Consider the following 20,058-nt stretch of genomic DNA (forward strand, 5'->3'; position numbering starts at 1 on the left):
TGCCACGGTTGCCTATGGCATCTACGAATGTACGTGCTGATCAGATGCAGACCGCCAGCGCCGCCAGAAGCTGGCCAACAGCAAGGCGGTAAACAGCACCGCAGCAAGCTGACTGAGCCAAGGTGGCAGCATGGTTAAGCCAGTGTTAGCAGTGATGATACCGTCAGGCCACCAGTGCGCCAAGGCATCTGTGATATAGCCAAAAATAATGGCGACTACCGCCACCGACCCCAAATAGGCAACCAGCGCTCGGTTGCCCAGTTCCTTGCGTACCAGCATCAAAGCGGCACCATTGGTAACCGGCCCCGCCAGCAAAAATACCAGCACCGCCCCCGGTGATACCCCCGCTGCCAGCAAACCCACGGCAATTGGCGTGGATGCCGTGGCACAGATATACATCGGCAGACCGATCAGGATCATGACCAGCATCGCCGGCAGACCACTGCCCCACTGGGTTAAAAAAGATGTTGGCACAAAAGTCACAATCAGCGCCGCCATCACCAGCCCGGCCAGTAACCAGCCGGCACTGTCGTCAATCAACTCCTTGCTGGCAAACAGCCAGCCCTGACGCCACTTGGATGGCACTATTTGCTCAGTGCTGTCGCAGTGGTTATGGCAGCAGCTTTTCTTCGGCTCCACCGCCGTACTGGCCGCTTGCCCACGGCCGGCCAACAGGCCAGCAATGATGGCTGAAAAGAGCGCGGCAATGGGACGAATAATGGCCATTAGCGGCCCCAGCAAACCGTAAGATACCGCCACCGAGTCGACACCGGTTTCCGGCGTGGAAATCAAAAAGCTGACCGTAGCCCCCCTGGATGCTCCCGCCCGATGCAACCCCATAGCCGCTGGTAGCACGCCACAAGAGCACAGCGGTAAAGGCGCACCGAATAACGCCGCCTTAAAGACACTGCGCTTGTTTTCCTGACCAAGGTGTTTGCTCAGTAAGTCACCCGGTAACCAGACCTTGATCACCGCCGCAAAGAGATACCCCAGCAGCAGCCAAGGAGCGGCATCAAGCAACAAGTCCCAGAAATTAGTCAGCAAGTTCATCTGCTTCCAGCGCCTCCAAAATACTGCAGTGACTGGCGGCTTCATTACCACCACAACAGGCGTTAATCATGCTGCCCAGCGCCCGGCGAATACGGGTTAATTGTGCCAGCCGCTGTTCCACATCAGCCAGGTGAGCTTCTGCCAGCGATTTCACCTCGGCACAGGTATGGCTGTCTTTTTCTACCCGCACCGCTAATAGCTCGGCTATGGCTCCCAGCGAAAAGCCCAGCGATTTCATCGACAAAATAAACTGCAGGGTGATCAAGCTGTCATCGCCATAATAACGGTAGCCATTGGTGCCCCGCTCAGCGCTGATCAACCCTTCTTTTTCCCAAAAGCGCAGCGTATCAACACTGACACCGGCGCGTTTTGCCAATTCGCCAATTTTCATCACTGCTGTCCATCAACTATCGTGCTGACAGCATAACGCTGGACTAAGCTCCAGAGTCAACCGGCAACAAAAAAGCCGCCCATTGGGCGGCTTTTTATTGAAGATGGAGCGGGTGAAGGGAATCGAACCCTCGTATGCAGCTTGGGAAGCTGCCGTTCTACCATTGAACTACACCCGCACAGGCACACGATTATAGGGATTTTTTACCTGCTGAAAAGCCTTTCACGGCTAACTGGTTAGAATGCCGGCAACACAGTAGACTGGTACGATGTGTACAGGAGGCTCACCCATGTCATTCGATTTTACCGCCAAGACCGTTTTTGTTATGGGCGGCACCAGCGGCATCAACCTCGGTATTGCCCAGGGCTTTGCCAAAGCGGGTGCCAGAGTTGCTGTCGCCAGCCGCGATCCGGGCAAAGTAGCACAGGCCCAGGCGCTGTTAGGCGACCAGGCTTTGGGTTACAGCGTTGATGTGCGCGATGCTGACGCGGTCAGCGACACACTGGCCCAGGCCCGCCAGCAGTTTGGTCAGCCGATTGATGTGCTGGTAAGCGGCGCCGCCGGTAACTTTCCCGCTGCCGCCAAGGATTTATCCAGCAATGGCTTTAAAGCGGTAGTGGATATTGACCTTAACGGCACTTTTCACGTGATGAAAGCAGCCTATCCGCATCTGGCCCGCCCAGGGGTGATCATCAACATTTCTGCACCCCAGGCCTTTGTGCCAATGGCTTTGCAGGCCCATGTCTGTGCCGCCAAAGCCGGTGTGGACATGATCACCCGCACCCTAGCCATGGAATGGGGCCAGGAAGGTATCCGCGTCAATTCATTGGTGCCCGGCCCCATCGCCGGCACCGAGGGGATGGCGCGACTGGCCCCCACCCCGGCATTGCAACGGGCGGTGGAGCAGTCGGTACCACTGCGCCGCCAGGGCAGTCCGCAAGACATCGCCAATGCCGCCCTGTTTCTGGCGTCACCACTGGCCAGTTACATCAGCGGTGTGGTGTTGCCGGTTGATGGCGGCTGGTCACTGGCGGGCGTTTCCAGTGCCATGAGTGATATTGCCAACGCCATGCAGCAAGCATAAAAAAACGCCCCGGCCGGGGCGTTTTTCACTTTAGGGAATCAATCTCTTTACTGACCTGATACCCCGAGTCGGTCACGATGGCTTCGAGCACACGAATGCGTTCTTCCATCGTCGCAATTTTGTCGTGCAGAGCGCTGTTGTGTTGGTCCAGGCTGGCATTGCTGGCGGCCATACGCTCCTGCATATCCAGGTGCCGACAATAGGTTTTGTACAGCAAACGCAAGCCCACAGCGATAAAGACAATCAACACTACCATCGTTGATTGAGCCATAACGAACTCCTTTGTTTACAGCTTATTGAGTGCTAACTGCCCCCAGCCGACCAGCTTGCCATCAGCGAAAATCAGCGGCGTACACTCGTCACGGGTGGTAGCACCATCACCATGCTTCCATTGGGTACGATAGAACAAAACCCGATGGCCGTCGGTAAGCTGATCGTCAAATGCCGGTGTACCCATCTTGGCCAGTACCGCCGCCTGTGTCATACCGGTTTGCAAACCGGCAATACTCTGGCGGTTTTCCTTTTCCTGATGGTGAATGCTGTCACCACGGTCACCATCGCCGCCATCAGCCACCACTACACAAGCCGACAAGGGTAAAATCAATACCGCCAGTGTCGCCAGGCGGGCAAAAGACGTCTTGGACATGCTGTTATTCTCCTTAGTTAGCAGTAACCAGCTCACAGCAATGTTCTTGCCACCTTGGTAAGTTACTGTTCTTAAATGACATTACTGCCAGGCCGAATGCTTTCAACTAGGTAACAATGCCAACAAGTAGTGTTTTTCACCACTGCCAAAGTAGCAGTGGGGTTTAACGCTGGTAATAGCCAGACCGGTGATTACAATAGGGCGCACTATCAATACCCTCTGAGGCTCTCATGAAATCCCTGTTTTTGGCAGTTCCTTTGGCACTGCTTTCTATCACTGCCCTGGCCAAAGGCCCGGCGGTGGATCTCAGCCAGCAAAATGTCCAGGCTGTATTATGGATGCAGCAGTCCGGTGAATACCGGGCGCTGTGCTACCAGGCTTTCAATATGGCTCGTATGGCCTTTGATCAAGCCCGCAGCAGTAAGCAAGGCAAGCTGGCGGTGATGGTGGATCTGGATGAAACCATGCTTGATAACGGCCCCTACGCGGCTTGGCAAATTCAACACCATCAGGGCTACAGCCAGGCCACCTGGGATGCCTGGGTTAATAGCATTCAAACCGCCGCCTTGCCCGGCGCCGTCGCGTTTGCCCAGTATGTAACCGACCATGGCGGCACCATGTTCTATGTGTCAAACCGCTCTGAGCGCACCTGGGACGCAACCGCCAAGAACCTGAAAAAAGCCGGCTTTCCTAATGTCACCAAGCTGACACTGCGCCTTAAAGGCGCCACCTCTGACAAGGCGCCACGGCTCAACGCTGTGCGTAAAGACGGTTATCAGGTGGTGTTGATGATGGGTGACAACCTCAACGACTTTCCAGATCTGCATACTTATCATCAACTTAATGACAAGCGTCGCGCCATTGTTGATGCCCACAAAGCAGACTTTGGCCAGCAGTTTATTTTGCTGCCCAACCCGGCCTACGGCGACTGGGAGCCCGGCCTCGGCAAAGGCTATTACCAGTTAGACAGCGCTGGCAAAGACAAACTGCGTAAAGACAGCCTGCACGGTTGGTCAGGTAAGTAAGTGTAATAAGTAAAAACCCGCCAGCTGGCGGGTTTTTCGTCTTCAGGCACGCAGCGCCGTATCCAGATCGGCGATCAGGTCGTCGACATCCTCAACGCCGATACTGAGCCGTACCAAATCGTCACTGACACCCGCAGCCTGGCGCGCTGCCGCGCTCATGGCGGCATGAGTAGTGCTGGCCGGATGGCACGCCAGACTTTCCAGATCGCCCAGGCTCACCGCCTGGGTAAACAGCGTCAGCTTATCGAGGAAGCGGCTGCAGCGGGCGAAGCCGCCTGCCAGTTCCAGGCTTATCATGCCACCAAAGCCGCGGCTGATATCCGCCAGCACCTGATGGCCGGGGTGACTGGCCAGGCCCGGGTAACGTACCGCCGCGACCGCCGGATGTTCAGCCAAAAAGGCCGCTACCCGCTCGGTATTGTGCAGGTGGGCATCCATGCGTAGAGCCAGGGTTTTGACGCCGCGCTGCAGCAGGTAGGCTTCCTGCGGGCCGATAGGCGAGCCGATGTGTTTGAGTGCAACAGTACGCACCTTTTGCATTAATTCACTACGCCCGGCCACCACACCGGCAATGATGTCACCGTGACCACCAAGATATTTGGTGCCACTGTGCATCACTAAATCAACGCCAAGCGCCAGCGGTTGCAGCAGATAAGGGGTCAAAAAAGTATTATCACACACCGTCAGAGCGCCAACCTTTTGCGCTGCTGCCACCACCTTGTGCGGATCCACCACCTTCAGGTTGGGGTTGGTGACGGTTTCAAACAGCACCACTTTGGTCGCCGGGGTAATGCTGTCCAGCAGCGCCTGATCCGAGCTATAACGACGCACCGTCACACCGGCACGCACCAGTGTCTGCTGTAAAAAGGCATCCGTACCACCATAGAGCGGGTCGACAAAGGCCACCTCATCGCCACTGTCTGCCAGCGCGTACATGATCGCCGACACCGCCGCCATACCGGAAGCCAGCACCAACGCTTCGTCGGCCCCTTCAAGACGCGCCAGTTTCTGTTCCAGTTCAGCGGTGGTGGGGTTGGCAAAACGGCTGTAAATAAAGCCGGGATTCTGACCGGCAAAACGCGCCTGGCCCTCGGCCGCAGTACCATAGCTGAAGGTGCTGCTTTGGTATAACGGCGTCGTCAATGCACCGGTTTGCGGGTCGATACGCTGACCGGCATGTACGCTCAGGGTTTTGAATTTCATGCTCTCTCCATCCACATCAGGCTGCCGTTGAGCGGTAATGGCGGGCAGCCACATCGGGGTGTGATCGTAACCGGCCTTTAAGGACGTTGTCGCCTACTGCATAAAATAACGGGTTAGCCGGGTCGCTTTGCGGCCCTCTGGCCTGTGCAGCCAAGTGCGGCGGCAAGTCCAGTAACGGAACTGTTGAGGCCAGCTGCGCGGCCATGAAAAACGCACAGGATAGCCGCTCAACCCCAGTTGCCGGGCTGACGACCCGATGCAACGTTGCCCGCAGATAACCATCGGATGCCAGCTCGAGCAGCTCGCCGATGTTAACCACAAAAGCGCCGGGCAAAGGGGCCACTGGCAGCCAACCCTGCTCTGTTTTGACTTCCAGGCCAGCCTGCTGATCTTGCATCACCAGTGTCAGGTAGCCCGGGTCCTTGTGCGCACCAACACCCTGAGCACTACCAGCGCCGCCAGGGTAACGGATGAGCTTCATGTGTTGATAGGGGCCGCCCCGGAGGTTGTCATCAAAAATCGTCGCCGGTTGTTCCAGTGCCACAGCGAAAGCCCGTAACAGCGTAACGGTGATATCACTCAACGCTTGCTGCCAGGCCAACAACTGGCTTTTCATCTGTGGTAATGCTGGCGGCCACTGGTTGGGGCCGATCAACCCCTGCCAAGGGGCCTGTAAGGTGTCGATGGCAGCGTCTTCAGCCATAATGTCGAATTGCTCCCGCTGATCGGGTTGACCAGCGGTGACTTCACTGGCCATGGCACTGTAGCCTCGAAAGTGCGGTGAATGGATCATCTGCACCTGCGCCTTGGCTGCCGCCGGCAGCGCAAAAAACTGCCGAGCCAGGCTTAGCACCTGTTGTTGTTGCGCCAAGCTCAGGCCATGGCCGGTCAGGTAAAAGAACCCCACATCCCGAGCGGCCAACCGCAGCTGCCGGTAAAAGGCCTGCTGTGCCTCGCCGCCTCCCTGCAACTGTTGAAGATCCAGTACTGGCAGAGCCAATTCAGTCATCACACCCTCCACCTTGTTACGAATGGCGGCATGCTACTGCGACACCCATATAACCATAAAGAATAAATAGCTATTAGTTATTTAAAATAAAAATATAAGAACTTACTTTGGCGGCATAAAAAACGCTTGACCGAATTGATTACAAGTGTAATCAATATGGGAAATTACAAATGTAATCGGAGTTTCGGTGAATAACGTAACTGATGCGGAATTTGAAGTACTCGAAGCACTCTGGGCACAAGCACCTGTGCCTGCCAGTGACGTTGTGGCCTGGCTTAGCCACCGTAAACCCTGGCATGAAAAAACCGTCAAGACTCTACTGAATCGGCTGGTACAGAAAAACTGTGTGGGCTTTGAAAAAGAGCAGCGACGCTACCTTTATTACCCGCTGATAGCCCGTGAGCAGTATGTGAAAAGTCAAAGTCAGGGCTTGCTGGATAAGCTCTTTGGCGGCCGGCTCAGCCCGCTAGTAGCCGGTTTTGCCAAAGATAAAGCCCTAAGCGAGGAAGATATCAACGCCCTCAAGCAACTCATTGATGACTGGGAGCAAAACCATGATGATCGCCATTAATCTGTTGCTGTTAGTGTTGTTGCTCAGTCGCAAACCGCTCAGGCAATTACTGGGCGCACAAGGGCAATATGCACTATGGGCATTAGTGCCGCTGAGCGGCTTGATAGAGCTGTTGCTCAGTACCGTGGCACTTCCTGTCACCACTTTTACCACCAACCCCTTGTTAAGCGCAGGCAACAAGCAGTTGGCTGCGCTCTCACAACACCAGCCCTGGCTGCATTACCTCTGGCTGACTGGCGCGATTGCACTGCTGGTAGTGGTCGTTGCGCAGCATGGCTACTTTTATTATCACTATTGCCGAAATAGCACCCCCAACCCAGCTGGCCCTGCGATTTGCCGCCATAACCAGCTCGCCAGCCCCGTACTGATTGGCCCGTTATGGACACGCCTGATCCTGCCGACCGACTTTGAACAGCGCTTTAGTGCCACACAGCAGCAACTGATCCTCGCCCATGAATACAAGCACTGGCGCCGGGGCGATCTCTACTGGAATCTGTTGGCCTTATTAGTATTAGCCACCAACTGGTTCAACCCCCTGTTTTGGTTGGCATATATGAAATTTCGGGACGACCAGGAGTTGGCCTGTGACGCCGCTGTGCTCAATGGCCAAAACAAAGCAACGCGGGTCGCGTACAGCAGAGCACTTATTCACAGCATGGCGCCACCGGTAACCGGTGGACTGATACTCCTGCATTACCACAACAACAAGGAAAACCTGATGACACGATTGAAACAACTGCAACCGCCGGTGGTATATCACCGCATTCGCACACTGGCCCTGGCGGCCTGTGGCCTGGCACTGAGTGTAGGTGTAGCCAGTGCCGGTAATGTCACTGACGCTAAAGTCATTAAGCCTTTATACCGGGCAGAGCCAAGTTACCCAGCCAACGCAGCCAAGGCAAAGCAAACCGGGTTCGTCAAACTGAACTTTGACATCCGCGCTGATGGCTCTGTGCATAACGCCCGCGTTATTGCCTCTAAGCCTGCCGGGGTTTTTGACCAGGCGGCCCTGACAGCACTGAACCAGTGGCATTACCATGCCAGCCCCCACGGCAAGAAGAATGTCAAAGTACAAATCAACTTTGCTATGGAGAACCCTGCCCCCACACCAGGGCAGCCAGAACAAATCCACATAGCTCGGTAACAACAGCCGCCCCAGGCGGCTTTTTTAGCAACGCTATCTTCTCTTGCGAGCTTTGCTAGACTGTTGTTTATTAGCAAAAATTGGGGAATATAAGGATGCGCCAATACTGGCTTTGGGCAGGTAAATGGTTGGCTGCGGCACTGCTTGTAGCCATTAGCCTGTGGTGGCCGGCCTTACCTTGGCTGACGGTACTGTTAGCGGCGGCTATCCCCGCCATTCTGTATTACCCCACCCCCACCGCAGCAGCGCCCCCCCCGGAGCAGGCGCAACTTGACTGCGAACCGATCAGCACCGCCGCCAGTAATATGGCCATTGATTCCGCCAACGCCTCTCATTTTGTCGATGGTATTGGCGGCCACCTCAATAGTCAGCGCCAGTTAGCGGCAAACATTTTGCAGCGCGTCAGTACATTGGAAGACGCCGCTGGCCAGCTCAGCAGTGCCACTGAACAAAGTAATGAAGCCATGAATTCTGCTTTGCTGGCTACCCGGCACGGTGAACAAGGTCTACAACAGCTATCGCAAGCACGCCAGGAACAACGCCAACGCTTGCATGACGCCCAGCAACAAGCACAGCTGCTGACCGAACAATCGGCCTCCATTGCCAATATTACCGATGTCATTAATAAACTGGCGGACCAAACCAATTTGTTGGCACTCAATGCCGCCATTGAAGCCGCCCGGGCCGGTGATCAGGGGCGTGGTTTTGCCGTGGTGGCCGATGAGGTTCGGACCCTCGCCCGGCAAACCAGCGAGGCCACCGATAATATCGAAAAACGCTTGGCAGAAATGGCCTCTTTGACCACCACCATGGCTGAAGCTATGACCGCCCTGGATCAAGTGGAAAACCGGATCGGTGGGCAAATAGATGAACTGGCCGAACAGCTTAGCCATATTTCCATAGCTATGGGCAGTACCGAACAGGCCATGCAGGGTCTAGCAGAGCTGCAACAGAGCCTCAGTAATGACAGCAGTGGGATCAGTGATTATGTCGCCGAGCTGCATCAATCCATGGGCTCGATTGAATCCTCCATCAGCGAGGCCTCCCAGCGCATTTATGAGTTGGCTACCGGTGCCGAGCAAATTTTTGTGGCCCTGCGCGGCTGTCAGCTCGACAATCGCCATACCCAGATGGCCGCCATGGCTCGCGAAGGGGCTGCCGCCATTGGCCAGGCACTGGAGCAGGCCATCAGCCGCGGCCAGATCACTCAGCAGGCCTTATTCAACTTCCACTACACCCCTATTGAAAATACCGACCCGGTGAAATATCACAGCACCTTCGACAAGCTGACTGACAGCCTGTTCCCGGCTATTCAAGAGCCCTTGCTGGCCAAGCATAAAGACGCCATTTATGCCGGTGCAGTTGACGTCAATGGTTATTTCCCGACGCATAACCAACGCTTCAGTAAACCGCTGACCGGTAACAAAGAAACTGACATGGCCAATAACCGCACCAAGCGTATTTTTGATGACCGCACCGGCAGTCGCTGTGGCAAACACACCGAACCCTTTTTGCTACAAACCTACAAACGCGACACCGGTGAAGTCATGCATGACGTCTCAGCACCCATTTACGTAGAAGGCCGGCATTGGGGTGGGTTTCGGGTCGGTTATACCAGCCAGCAAAGCAATCGGAATAGGTGATTCTTTCAATCATATTTTATGATTTTATTCGATTGAGACACTGTTCTATTGTTGTAGCTGATGAGTTATCCAACCCGAGCAAGGAGACCTTAATGTCAAGCTACATCAATAATGAAATCAAACCTTTTGCCGCCAAAGCCTTCCACAACGGCGACTTTATCGATGTCACCGACGCCGACATCAAAGGCCAGTGGTCTGTGGTTTTCTTCTACCCGGCGGATTTTACTTTTGTCTGCCCGACTGAGCTGGGCGACCTGGCCGACAACTATGAAGCATTTAAAAAGCTGGGCGTAGAAATCTATTCCGTGTCCACTGACACTCACTTCACCCACAAAGCCTGGCATGACACCTCCGATACCATCGGCAAAATTCAGTTCCCGATGATCGGCGACCCGACCGGCACCATTACTCGCAACTTCGACGTCATGATCGAAGAAGAAGGTATCGCTGAGCGCGGCACCTTTGTTATTGACCCAGAAGGCCGTATTCAAATCGTTGAAATCAACGCTGGCGGCGTAGGCCGCGATGCCTCTGAGCTGCTGCGCAAAATCAAAGCGGCTCAGTATGTTGCTGCCCACCCAGGTGAAGTTTGCCCGGCTAAATGGCAAGAAGGCGAAGCTACCCTGGCACCTTCACTGGATCTGGTCGGCAAAATCTAAACCGACACTATCAACCCGGCCCACCGAGGTGTTACACCCGGTTGGTGGGCCGGGTTTTTTACACCCTGAATTTCCCTTTTTGCACAGGACACGCCCATGTTAGACGCCAATCTGAAACAGCAACTGGACAGCTACCTGCAAAACATCAAGCAGCCAATAACGCTTAGCGTGTCCAGTGACAACAGTGCCAAATCCCAAGAGTTGAACACGCTGGCCAGTGAACTGGCAGCGCTGTCGGAGCAGATTTCCCTCAGTAACGGCAACAATACCCGCACCCCTTGCATGAGTGTTGGCCCAGCGGGCCAGACGGCACGGGTGCATTTTGCCGGTGTGCCTATGGGCCATGAATTTACCTCGCTGGTACTGGCCCTGCTGCAAGCCGGCGGCCACCCATCCAAGGCCGACCCGGCGCTGTTGGAGCAAATCCGCAACCTACCGGGCAAGTACCATTTTGAGACGTATATTTCCCTGTCCTGCCAGAACTGTCCCGATGTGGTTCAGGCCCTAAACATGATGGCCAGTATTAACCCCAATATCAGCCATGTAATGATTGATGGTGCGCTGTTTCAGGACGAAGTTGAGCAACGCCAGGTGATGGCAGTACCGGCGGTCTACCTTAATGGTGAGCACTTCGGACAAGGGCGGATGACACTGGATGACATTGTTGGCCGGCTCGACAGTGGCGCCGCAGAAAAAGCCGCCATGGCACTGAATGAAAAAGCCCGCTATGACGTGCTGGTGGTAGGTGGAGGCCCAGCCGGTGCTGCCGCCGCCATTTACGCAGCCCGCAAAGGCATCCGCACTGGCTTGGTGGCCGAGCGCTTTGGCGGCCAGGTTATGGACACCATGGGTATCGAGAATTTTATCTCGGTGCCTTACACCGAGGGGCCAAAACTGTCGGCAGCGTTGGAGCAGCACGTCAAAGAATATGGCGTGGATATCATTACCGGTCAGCAAGTCAGTAACGTAAGCCGAAACGATGGGCTGACACTGACGCTCAAAAGCGGTGCCAACCTGACCAGCCGCAGCGTTATTCTGGCGCCCGGAGCGCGCTGGCGCGAGCTGGGGGTACCAGGCGAAGCAGAGTATAAAACCAAAGGCGTGGCCTATTGCCCGCACTGTGACGGCCCTTTCTTTAAAGGTAAGTCAGTAGCCGTGATTGGTGGCGGTAACTCCGGCATTGAAGCTGCCATTGATCTGGCTGGCATCGTCGAGCATGTCACCGTATTGGAGTTTGCCGACTCTCTGCGTGCTGACGAAGTGCTGGTGAAAAAAGCACGCTCACTGGCCAATGTCGACATCGTCACCAATGCCCAGACCACCGAGATCCTCGGCGATGGCAGCAAAGTTACCGGCTTGACTTATACCGACCGGGCCACGGGCAATAGCCAGCAGCTGACGCTGGCCGGGGTATTTGTACAAATTGGCCTGGTGCCGAACACCGAGTTCCTCAAAGACAGTGAGGTGGAATTAAGCCATTTCGGCGAGATCATCATCGATGCCAAAGGCGCCACTTCATTGGCGGGCGTTTTTGCGGCCGGTGACGCCACCACTGTACCCTACAAGCAAATTGTCATCTCCATGGGCGCTGGCGCCACCGCCGCCCTGAGTGCTTTTGATCACCTGATCCGCTCATAACGACGTGCTCGTACTCACCAGGCAGCCATCCGGCTGCCTTTTTTGTTGCTGGCATATACAGCTGACACCACTACACTTTTTAGCAAGCTGGTCGATATTGACTCATGGCCACCGACCCAAGGACGAGGCATTCATGCAGATGACCATAAGAACCCGGCTGACCATACTGGGCACCTTGCTCACTGTCATTCCCACCATTGTGGTCAGTGTCTTACTGACCAATGTGTTGAGCAATGAAGCCAGTCGCAGCCTGACGGACGCCGCCCAGCAAAAGCTTACCGCGCTTAATGCCACCACCGCAGAAAACATTCACGCACAGCTGAATAATTTGATGCTGGACGCCAAGGCCCTGGCGCATTCCACTCTGATAGAAGAGGCGGTGGCTGACTTTGATGATGCCTATGCTCATTATGCCGACCAGTTGGGTAGCACTGTACTGGCACACGAAAAGGAAACTCTGGCGGCCTTCTACCAGCAGCAGTTCGATCCCCGCTTCCAGGCGCTTAATGACAATAAAAGCAGTAACCCCCTGGCTTTATTAGCCCATTACTCACCAATGACCATCGCGCTGCAGCATGATTATATAGCTGCCAATCCCAGCGCTCTGGGCGAGAAAGATCAACTCAAGGCCGCTTCCGGCCCCCAACGTTTCAACAGTGTGCATGAGCGCTATCACGATGTATTGCATGAGTACCAGCGCGACTTTGGCGTCTACGATCTGTTTTTGATCAACAGCGACGGTGTCGTGGTCGACAGCGTCTATAAAGAGATCGACTTCGCCACCTCCTTGCAAGAAGGCCCCTTTGCGCAATCAGCGCTGGCTGAAGCCTATCGGCAGGCCAAAGCACAAGGTAAAGTGGTGATCACCGACTTTGCCAGTTACCTGCCCTCCTATAATGCTCCGGCCGCTTTCATTGCTGCGCCCATCAAGCAAGGCGATAAACTGCTGGGCGTTTTGGCCTTTCAAGTGCCGGTTAAGCGCATCAATAAAGTGATGACCCACAACGCCGCCTGGCAGCACACTGGCCTGGGTAAAACCGGGCAAAGTTACCTGGTCGGCGCTAATGGCACCATGCGAAGTGATAGCCGTGGCCTGATCGAACACAAAGACCAGTTTCTGCTGCACCTCACAAACAACGGCCTAGATAGGGCTCTAGTCAGTGACATTGCAGCGCGCAACACCACCATTACCCTGCTGAAAAAAGACGGCAAAGCCGTTAAAGCCGCACAAAGTGGCCAATCTGGCGTGCTGGCAAGTCATGACATGCTGACAGCCTATGCACCACTGCGAATTGGCGGGCTGAACTGGGCCATTATCACCGAAATCAGCACCCAGGAAGCATTACAGGCCATTGATGTATTGCATGCTCATTCGGTGCTTTACACCGCCATTGCAGCGGTTGCTGCCTTGCTGGTTGGCGCCCTGTTGGGTTGGCTCTTTGGCCGGGTCATGGTCAAGCCTTTGGTCCACCTCGGTGACACCATGGACGAACTGGCCTCCGGCGATGGCGATCTCACCAAAAGACTACCTGTCAAAGGTAAGGATGAAACCGCACAACTGGCAAACAAAGTTAATATCTTTATCGATCACCTGGACAATACCTTCTCAGACTTGATGAAAACCATTGTCCGACTGGTGCCTATCTCTGCCGACCAGGCAGACGTTAACGGTAGCCTGACCAGGGCGATTTCTATTCAGAAAAAAGAAGCCGATACGGTCAATCTGTATCTTGAACAGACCGATAGCGCCAGTAAGGCTGTCGATAGCGATCTCAGTAAAATCACCGATGCCGCTGACAATGGCAATCAGGTTGTCAGTAACAGCCGCCAAGCAGTTGCCGCCGCTGCCAGTACCATGCAGGCACTGTCAGCAAGCATGGCCGATATGGTTACCGCCATTGATCTGCTTAAAGGTGACACCGACAAAATCGCTACCGTTATCGATGTCATTAACAGCATTTCCGAACAAACCAACCTGTTGGCACTCAATGCCGCTATTGAAGCGGCGCGAGCCGGTGAGGCAGGCCGAGGCTTTGCCGTCGTCGCCGACGAGGTCAGAGGCCTGGCAGCAAAAACTCGCCAATCCACCAGTGAAGTAGCTGACATGGTCAGCACCATCCAGGAAAGCACCCGTAAGGTGGTCGGTCTGATGGAATCGGGCAAGCGTAATCTTGATCAGTCTTCGGTCGGCATGACCGCAGCCACCGAACAGCTGGAGTCAGTCACTGACGCCATGGCCTCGATCAGCACTGGGGTTGCTCATATTGCCGAAGCCATTGCCAGCCAGCAGGCCAACTTTGCCAAAGTGGCAGGGCATTACGACAAAATGAATCAAAGTTTCGCCGAATCAGAGCAGACATCACAGATTGCCAACACCTTGGGCACCGATATTCGTAAACTGGGGAATAAACTGACCGTACTGACCAAAGCGTTCAAAGTCACCGATACCAATTGGTCAACCAAGCGTCGTAATAAGATCCGTTCTGATGACGATGATTGAAGGACGGGATCTGTATCAAAAACTGGCAAGGTGACTGTTGAATGTTTTTTCACCTTCATTAGTATGAATGCCAGTTAAATGGCGTGATGATTGTAATGCGGCAGCTGTTGTTACTGATGTTGTTTCTTCCCTGGTTGGCCAGCGCCAGCCAGGCAGCAGACATGGTGGTGGTACACAAGTCCACCTACAGTCTGTCGCTGGTCAAAAACGGTAAAGTGCTGAAGCGCTTCTGGATTGCTTTAGGAAGTGCTCCTAAAGGCCCGAAAGTTATGGAAGGGGATAACCGCACCCCAGAAGGGCGCTACTTACTGGATTATAAAAAAGACGACTCGGCCTTTTATAAAGCCATCCACATTAACTACCCCAATGCCCGTGACCGCGCACGAGCCCAGCACCTGGGCGTTGACCCAGGCGGGATGATCATGATCCACGGGCAAGCAAATGATGCCGGCAGCCCACGCGTGCAGCCATCGAATTGGACTAATGGCTGCATTGCCCTACTGAACCGGGATATGGATCAACTGTGGCAGGCCATACAGCCCGGCACACCGATCGTTATTTACCCCTGACGGGCAGCCTTCAAGGCCGCTAACACGGGCCCGGTGTCAAACTCCAGGGCTTGCAATATAGCCACGGCCGGTCCGGTAGGCTGACGCCGCCCCTGCTCCCAATGGCGCAAAGTGCCCATATTGAGATTGATCAGTTCGGCGAACGCTTTTTGTGTTAACCCGGTCTTGGCGCGGATCGCTTTGATGCGCGCTGCACTAAATATGTCTTCCATGACATCCTGCTCTAGTTGTGCCATCTGGCTCCTCCTCGCCATTGTACCTGCCTATCGTGCCTGAGCAAAACTAGGCATTCAATACAATTTAACTCAGATAAACGCCTACTTGGCGAAATGTCGATTTCGCACCGCAAAGTGTACAAAAAAGGCCGGTAGCCCTAGGGCTACCGGCCTTTTTAGCATAGCCGTGGTTACTCGGCATAGGCCGCTGTTGGCACACAGGAACAGAACAGATTACGGTCACCATAAACATCGTCAATACGGTTTACGGTGGGCCAGAATTTGTTCATCCGTACGTCATCATTTGGGAAAACAGCCGTTGCACGGTCGTAGCTGCGATCCCAGTTATTGTCCATGACGTCATCCTGAGTATGCGGCGCATTCACCAGCGGGTTGTCCTCAATGCTCCACTGGCCACTAGCCACTTGCTGGATCTCTGCGTAGATCTGCGTCATGGCATTGATAAAGCGATCCATTTCCACTTTTGACTCTGACTCGGTTGGCTCGATCATCAAGGTACCGGCCACCGGGAAGGACATAGTCGGGCTGTGGAAACCGTAGTCCATCAAACGCTTGGCGACATCCATTTCGCTGATACCGGTTTCGTCTTTGAGCGGCCGCAAGTCAATGATGCACTCATGCGCCACCCGGCCATTACGGCCGCTGTAGAGCACCGGGTACTTATCGCCCAGTCCTTTGGCCATGTAGTTGGCGTTAAGAATGGCGTATTGGGTAGCCTTCTTCAGCCCCACTGACCCCATCATCGCAACATACATCCAGGAAATCGGCAGGATCCCCGCAGAACCGAATTGCGCAGCTGACACCGGGCCAATGCCGGCTTTCGGGCCGTCCAACGGCATCACCGGATGGTTGGGAACAAAAGGTGCCAGGTGCGCTTTTACCCCAATGGGTCCCATACCCGGGCCGCCGCCACCGTGGGGAATGCAGAAGGTTTTATGCAGGTTCAGGTGAGAAACATCTGAGCCGATAAAACCAGGTGCAGTCAGGCCAACCTGCGCGTTCATGTTGGCGCCGTCCATGTAAACCTGGCCGCCATACTGATGAACAATGTCACACACCTCACGGATACTTTCTTCATACACACCGTGGGTGGAAGGGTAAGTAACCATGATACAGGCCAACTGCTCAGCCATCTGCTCGGCTTTACTGCGCAGGTCGTCAAGGTCAATATTGCCCTGCTTGTCACAGGCCACCACGACTACTTTGTAAGACACCATCTGCGCCGACGCCGGGTTGGTACCATGCGCGGAGCTGGGAATAAGACAAATATTACGATGCCCTTCACCACGGGATTCATGGTAGTGGCGAATCGCCAAGAGGCCGGCATACTCACCCTGGGCACCCGAGTTAGGCTGCATACACAACGCGTCATAACCGGTAATGTTCACCAGCCACTTTGACAACAGCGCAATCATCTCGTGATAACCGGTTGCCTGCTCATCAGGGCAGAACGGGTGCAAGGCCGCAAATTCCGGCCAACTGATCGGGATCATCTCCGCAGTAGCGTTGAGCTTCATGGTGCAAGAGCCAAGGCTAATCATCGAGTGATTAAGTGCCAAGTCCTTGTTCTCAAGACGCTTGATATAGCGCAGCATCTCAGTTTCTGAGTGGTATTGGTTAAATACCGGATGCGCCAGAATGGCATCGTCACGCTGCAGCGCGGCCGGAATAGAAGTGATTTCACCAGCGCTAACCCGGGCATCCAACGCCGCAACATCAAGGCCATGATCGGCTCCCAGCAGGATGCTGAACAGTTCCATGACATCGTCACGGGTGGTGGCTTCCGACAGGCTGATGCCCACCGCGCCATCCAAATCACGGCGCAGGTTAACACCCTGCGCTGCAGCTGCAGCCAGTAGTGCAGTTTTATCGGCCACTTCCACCGTCAGGGTGTCGAACCAGTGGCTGTTACGGATGCGTAACCCTTTTTCCTGCAGGCCCAGCGCCAGAATGTCAGTCAGGCGGTGAATACGCTGAGCAATGCGCTTGAGACCTTGCGGACCATGGTAAACGGCATAGAACGAAGCCATATTGGCCAACAAAACCTGCGCGGTACAGATGTTGGAGTTGGCTTTTTCGCGGCGAATGTGCTGTTCGCGGGTCTGCATCGCCATACGCAGCGCCGGCTTACCGCGGCTGTCTTTGGACACCCCAATGATCCGCCCCGGCATGGAACGTTTATATTCGTCGCGGGTAGCAAAGAAAGCGGCATGTGGGCCGCCATAGGCCATCGGCACCCCGAAGCGCTGGGCATTCCCAAGCACCACATCGGCACCCAGGTGGCCAGGCGCTTTGAGCAGCAGCAGGCTCATAATATCGGCAGCTACCGCCACAATGCCCTTTTGCGCCTGAATGCTGGCAATCAAGGCACTGTGGTCACTGATCTGGCCGGTGGTGTCCGGATACTGTAGCAGTGCCCCGAACAGGTCCATACCCTTTGCATCAGCGGCAGGGCCAACCACCACGTCAAAACCAAAGGCTTCGGCACGGGTTTGCACCAAGGCGATGGTCTGCGGGTGGCACGACTGGTCAACGAAGAAGGTATTGGCTTTTTTGTTCTTCGACACCCGTTTGGCCAGGGCCATAGCTTCGGCCGCCGCAGTACCTTCGTCCAGCAAGGAAGCGGAGGCCAGATCCAGACCGGTCAGGTCCATGGTCAACTGCTGGAAGTTCAAAATGGCTTCCAGGCGACCTTGGGCAATTTCCGGCTGATAAGGCGTATAGGCGGTATACCAACCCGGGTTTTCCAGGACGTTGCGCAAAATGACATTCGGCGTCAGCGTCGGGTGATAACCCATGCCGATGTACGATTTGCAGATCTGGTTTTTAGCCGCCATGGCTTTGAGCATGGCCAGGGCTTCTTCTTCGCTTTTGGGTGCACCGATGGCCAGATCGTCGTCGAGGCGGATACCGCCAGGCACGGTTTCTTCAATCAGCGCATCAACAGACTCAGCCCCAATCGCCGCCAGCATGGCAGCCGTTTCATTGGCATCCGGGCCGATGTGGCGATCGATAAAAGCGTTTTTGTATTCCAGTTCGGTCAGACTACGGCGAGTATCAGACATGGTCACCTCGGGTGGTAAGCAAAGCCCCGGCGTTACGCCGGGGCTTTGAACAACAATAACTTAGCTTATTCTTCGTCAATAACGGCCTGGTAGCCTTCCGCGTCGAGCAGATCGTCCAGCTCAGCTTCATCACTGGCTTTGATGCGGAACAGCCAGCCGTCGTTAAACGGGTCGTTGTTGACTGTTTCCGGAGCATCTTCCAATGCCTCGTTAATGGCCACAACTTCACCGGTCAGCGGGCTGTATACGTCAGAGGCGGCCTTGACCGACTCCACCACAGCCACATCATCACCAGCATTAACGCTGCTGCCGGCTTCCGGCAGTTCAACGAAAACCATATCGCCCAGCAGCTCCTGAGCATGTTCGGTAATACCGATGGTGTAGGTGCCATCAGACTCTTTGCGTACCCACTCGTGGGAGGAGGCGTATTTCAGATCGTTAGGGATAGTGCTCATTGTTGTTCCTTTATATGCCTTAACCGGGTGACTGATTTAGGTTAGCAAACCTGCTTGCCATTACGCACGAAGGCTGGTTTGACGACCTTCACATCTACCAGTTTATTGCGGATCTCAACTTGCGCAGCGCTGAACTGGCCAGCCGGCACACGGGCCATAGCAATGGCAAAGCCCAGTGTCGGCGAGAAGGTGCCGGAGGTGATCACCCCTTCGCCGGCAGCAGTAATGACCTTCTGGCCATGGCGAAGTACGCCTTTTTGTTCCATGACCAGACCAATCAGCTGCTCAGTGCCAGCCGCTTTTTGCTGTTCCAGCGCCTGACGGCCAATAAAGTCACGGTCAGCCGGCTCCCAGGCAATAGTCCAGCCCATATTGGCTGCCAGTGGTGATACGGTTTCGTCCATATCCTGGCCATAGAGGTTCATGCCGGCTTCCAGGCGCAAGGTGTCACGGGCACCCAGGCCACAAGGCTGTACGCCAGCTGCCAGCAGGGCATTCCACAGCGCTACCGCCTGCTCAGCCGGAACAGTGATTTCATAGCCGGCTTCACCGGTATAACCTGTGGTGGCAATAAATAGCTCACCGGCCTGGACACCAAAGAAAGGTTTCATCCCCTCGACCGCCGCCTGTTGCTCAGGCGTAAAAGCAGCTGCCGCCTTGGCTTTAGCATTGGGCCCCTGCACCGCGATCATCGCCAGTTCCGGACGTTCAGTAACAGTCACGGCAAAAGCAGTAGCTTGCTTGTTGATCCAGGCCAGATCGTTTTCACGGGTAGCGGAGTTCACCACCAGACGGAAGTGTTCTTCAGTAATGAAGTAAACAATCAGGTCATCAATAACACCACCGCGCTCATTGAGCATACCGGTGTACAGTGCTTTGCCGGGCACCTGCAACTTGGCGACATCGTTAGCCAGCAGGTAACGCAGGAACTCACGTACCCGGGCACCGTGCAGGTCGACCACTGTCATGTGGGACACATCAAACATGCCGGCATCAGTGCGCACCGCTTTATGTTCTTCAATTTGTGAACCGTAATGCAGCGGCATATCCCAGCCGTGGAAGTCTACCATCTTGGCGCCACTGGCCAGATGCGCATCAAAAAGCACGGTCTGTTGGGTCATCTTATTTCCCCTGTTATTCAACGCGGCAGACGCCGCCGGCGACATAGGC

The 20,058-nt window shown here is 55.0% G+C and carries 19 protein-coding genes and 1 tRNA gene; 9 read left to right on the plus strand and 11 right to left on the minus strand.

Annotation, left to right across the window (positions count from 1 at the left end):
- Positions 1-21: 21 nt before the first annotated feature.
- The 3 genes from WDB70_RS11695 to WDB70_RS11705 all read right to left on the minus strand — a co-directional run bounded on the left by WDB70_RS11695 (position 22) and on the right by WDB70_RS11705 (position 1,619).
- On the minus strand, positions 22-1,050 hold the full coding sequence (locus WDB70_RS11695) for an SO_0444 family Cu/Zn efflux transporter (RefSeq protein ID WP_406664528.1): 1,029 nt from the start codon (positions 1,048-1,050) through the stop codon (positions 22-24).
- Positions 1,034-1,441 (minus strand): Zn(2+)-responsive transcriptional regulator, encoded by a 408-nt coding sequence (gene zntR / locus WDB70_RS11700; RefSeq protein WP_406664530.1) that lies wholly within the window; start codon positions 1,439-1,441, stop codon positions 1,034-1,036. Before zntR ends, WDB70_RS11695 begins: the two co-directional genes overlap by 17 nt.
- Before the next feature lie 104 nt (positions 1,442-1,545).
- Positions 1,546-1,619 (minus strand) — tRNA-Gly (locus WDB70_RS11705).
- Between the two features lie 111 nt (positions 1,620-1,730).
- On the opposite strand from WDB70_RS11705, the gene WDB70_RS11710 reads away from it, so the two are divergent.
- The gene (locus WDB70_RS11710) at positions 1,731-2,525 is read left to right on the plus strand and encodes an SDR family oxidoreductase (RefSeq protein WP_406664531.1); all 795 of its coding nucleotides are present in this window, start codon (positions 1,731-1,733) and stop codon (positions 2,523-2,525) included.
- Positions 2,526-2,550: 25 nt separating this feature from the next.
- Here WDB70_RS11710 and WDB70_RS11715 read toward each other — a convergent pair whose 3' ends face one another.
- Positions 2,551-2,796, minus strand: coding sequence for a hypothetical protein (locus WDB70_RS11715; RefSeq protein WP_406664533.1), 246 nt, complete (start codon positions 2,794-2,796; stop codon positions 2,551-2,553).
- 15 nt (positions 2,797-2,811) lie between these two features.
- Positions 2,812-3,171, minus strand: a complete 360-nt coding sequence (locus tag WDB70_RS11720; RefSeq protein WP_406664535.1) for a DUF3192 domain-containing protein — start codon at positions 3,169-3,171, stop codon at positions 2,812-2,814.
- 230 nt (positions 3,172-3,401) lie between these two features.
- On the opposite strand from WDB70_RS11720, the gene WDB70_RS11725 reads away from it, so the two are divergent.
- The gene (locus tag WDB70_RS11725; protein ID WP_406664537.1) at positions 3,402-4,196 is read left to right on the plus strand and encodes a 5'-nucleotidase, lipoprotein e(P4) family; all 795 of its coding nucleotides are present in this window, start codon (positions 3,402-3,404) and stop codon (positions 4,194-4,196) included.
- A 42-nt stretch (positions 4,197-4,238) separates the two neighbouring features.
- Here WDB70_RS11725 and WDB70_RS11730 read toward each other — a convergent pair whose 3' ends face one another.
- Both WDB70_RS11730 and WDB70_RS11735 read right to left on the minus strand, forming a co-directional pair.
- Positions 4,239-5,399 (minus strand): trans-sulfuration enzyme family protein, encoded by a 1,161-nt coding sequence (locus WDB70_RS11730; protein ID WP_406664539.1) that lies wholly within the window; start codon positions 5,397-5,399, stop codon positions 4,239-4,241.
- A gap of 16 nt (positions 5,400-5,415) precedes the next feature.
- The gene (locus WDB70_RS11735) at positions 5,416-6,408 is read right to left on the minus strand and encodes an isopenicillin N synthase family dioxygenase (protein WP_406664541.1); all 993 of its coding nucleotides are present in this window, start codon (positions 6,406-6,408) and stop codon (positions 5,416-5,418) included.
- A gap of 187 nt (positions 6,409-6,595) precedes the next feature.
- Here WDB70_RS11735 and WDB70_RS11740 point away from each other — a divergent pair, with 187 nt between their 5' ends.
- The 7 genes from WDB70_RS11740 to WDB70_RS11770 all read left to right on the plus strand — a co-directional run bounded on the left by WDB70_RS11740 (position 6,596) and on the right by WDB70_RS11770 (position 15,132).
- A complete protein-coding gene (locus WDB70_RS11740; protein WP_406664543.1) occupies positions 6,596-6,979 on the plus strand; it encodes a BlaI/MecI/CopY family transcriptional regulator in 384 nt (127 codons plus the stop codon).
- Positions 6,963-8,123 (plus strand): TonB family protein, encoded by a 1,161-nt coding sequence (locus WDB70_RS11745; protein WP_406664545.1) that lies wholly within the window; start codon positions 6,963-6,965, stop codon positions 8,121-8,123. The genes WDB70_RS11740 and WDB70_RS11745 overlap by 17 nt, the downstream gene beginning before the upstream one ends.
- A gap of 95 nt (positions 8,124-8,218) precedes the next feature.
- A complete protein-coding gene (locus WDB70_RS11750) occupies positions 8,219-9,766 on the plus strand; it encodes a methyl-accepting chemotaxis protein (protein ID WP_406664547.1) in 1,548 nt (515 codons plus the stop codon).
- A 92-nt stretch (positions 9,767-9,858) separates the two neighbouring features.
- The gene (gene ahpC / locus WDB70_RS11755) at positions 9,859-10,425 is read left to right on the plus strand and encodes an alkyl hydroperoxide reductase subunit C (protein WP_406664549.1); all 567 of its coding nucleotides are present in this window, start codon (positions 9,859-9,861) and stop codon (positions 10,423-10,425) included.
- A 96-nt stretch (positions 10,426-10,521) separates the two neighbouring features.
- Entirely contained in the window at positions 10,522-12,063 is a 1,542-nt protein-coding gene (gene ahpF, locus WDB70_RS11760) for an alkyl hydroperoxide reductase subunit F (protein WP_406664551.1), read from the plus strand.
- A 133-nt stretch (positions 12,064-12,196) separates the two neighbouring features.
- Positions 12,197-14,563, plus strand: a complete 2,367-nt coding sequence (locus tag WDB70_RS11765) for a methyl-accepting chemotaxis protein (protein ID WP_406664553.1) — start codon at positions 12,197-12,199, stop codon at positions 14,561-14,563.
- Positions 14,564-14,658: 95 nt separating this feature from the next.
- Positions 14,659-15,132: a murein L,D-transpeptidase family protein gene (locus tag WDB70_RS11770; protein ID WP_406664555.1), complete on the plus strand. Its 474-nt coding sequence runs from the start codon at positions 14,659-14,661 to the stop codon at positions 15,130-15,132.
- Here WDB70_RS11770 and WDB70_RS11775 read toward each other — a convergent pair.
- The 4 genes from WDB70_RS11775 to gcvT form a co-directional block, all read right to left on the minus strand.
- On the minus strand, positions 15,123-15,368 hold the full coding sequence (locus WDB70_RS11775; protein WP_406664557.1) for a helix-turn-helix domain-containing protein: 246 nt from the start codon (positions 15,366-15,368) through the stop codon (positions 15,123-15,125). The genes WDB70_RS11770 and WDB70_RS11775 overlap by 10 nt on opposite strands.
- Before the next feature lie 170 nt (positions 15,369-15,538).
- Positions 15,539-18,433, minus strand: coding sequence for an aminomethyl-transferring glycine dehydrogenase (gcvP, locus tag WDB70_RS11780; RefSeq protein WP_406664559.1), 2,895 nt, complete (start codon positions 18,431-18,433; stop codon positions 15,539-15,541).
- Between the two features lie 65 nt (positions 18,434-18,498).
- On the minus strand, positions 18,499-18,888 hold the full coding sequence (gene gcvH, locus WDB70_RS11785; RefSeq protein WP_406664561.1) for a glycine cleavage system protein GcvH: 390 nt from the start codon (positions 18,886-18,888) through the stop codon (positions 18,499-18,501).
- A 41-nt stretch (positions 18,889-18,929) separates the two neighbouring features.
- A complete protein-coding gene (gcvT, locus tag WDB70_RS11790; protein WP_406664563.1) occupies positions 18,930-20,009 on the minus strand; it encodes a glycine cleavage system aminomethyltransferase GcvT in 1,080 nt (359 codons plus the stop codon).
- Between the last annotated feature and the right edge of the window lie 49 nt (positions 20,010-20,058).

This window comes from Gallaecimonas aegicerasi, assembly GCF_045291545.1.
Lineage (GTDB): Bacteria > Pseudomonadota > Gammaproteobacteria > Enterobacterales > Gallaecimonadaceae > Gallaecimonas.

Coding starts and splice junctions, on each gene's coding strand:
- WDB70_RS11745 (WP_406664545.1), top strand. CDS start 6,963: ATGATGATCGCCATTAATCTGTTGCTGTTAGTGTTGTTGCTCAGTCGC.
- WDB70_RS11770 (WP_406664555.1), top strand. CDS start 14,659: ATGCGGCAGCTGTTGTTACTGATGTTGTTTCTTCCCTGGTTGGCCAGC.
- WDB70_RS11695 (WP_406664528.1), bottom strand. CDS start 1,050: ATGAACTTGCTGACTAATTTCTGGGACTTGTTGCTTGATGCCGCTCCT.
- WDB70_RS11730 (WP_406664539.1), bottom strand. CDS start 5,399: ATGAAATTCAAAACCCTGAGCGTACATGCCGGTCAGCGTATCGACCCG.
- WDB70_RS11775 (WP_406664557.1), bottom strand. CDS start 15,368: ATGGCACAACTAGAGCAGGATGTCATGGAAGACATATTTAGTGCAGCG.
- gcvT (WP_406664563.1), bottom strand. CDS start 20,009: ATGACCCAACAGACCGTGCTTTTTGATGCGCATCTGGCCAGTGGCGCC.
- gcvP (WP_406664559.1), bottom strand. CDS start 18,433: ATGTCTGATACTCGCCGTAGTCTGACCGAACTGGAATACAAAAACGCT.
- WDB70_RS11720 (WP_406664535.1), bottom strand. CDS start 3,171: ATGTCCAAGACGTCTTTTGCCCGCCTGGCGACACTGGCGGTATTGATT.
- gcvH (WP_406664561.1), bottom strand. CDS start 18,888: ATGAGCACTATCCCTAACGATCTGAAATACGCCTCCTCCCACGAGTGG.
- zntR (WP_406664530.1), bottom strand. CDS start 1,441: ATGAAAATTGGCGAATTGGCAAAACGCGCCGGTGTCAGTGTTGATACG.
- ahpC (WP_406664549.1), top strand. CDS start 9,859: ATGTCAAGCTACATCAATAATGAAATCAAACCTTTTGCCGCCAAAGCC.
- ahpF (WP_406664551.1), top strand. CDS start 10,522: ATGTTAGACGCCAATCTGAAACAGCAACTGGACAGCTACCTGCAAAAC.
- WDB70_RS11765 (WP_406664553.1), top strand. CDS start 12,197: ATGCAGATGACCATAAGAACCCGGCTGACCATACTGGGCACCTTGCTC.
- WDB70_RS11715 (WP_406664533.1), bottom strand. CDS start 2,796: ATGGCTCAATCAACGATGGTAGTGTTGATTGTCTTTATCGCTGTGGGC.
- WDB70_RS11725 (WP_406664537.1), top strand. CDS start 3,402: ATGAAATCCCTGTTTTTGGCAGTTCCTTTGGCACTGCTTTCTATCACT.
- WDB70_RS11735 (WP_406664541.1), bottom strand. CDS start 6,408: ATGACTGAATTGGCTCTGCCAGTACTGGATCTTCAACAGTTGCAGGGA.
- WDB70_RS11750 (WP_406664547.1), top strand. CDS start 8,219: ATGCGCCAATACTGGCTTTGGGCAGGTAAATGGTTGGCTGCGGCACTG.
- WDB70_RS11710 (WP_406664531.1), top strand. CDS start 1,731: ATGTCATTCGATTTTACCGCCAAGACCGTTTTTGTTATGGGCGGCACC.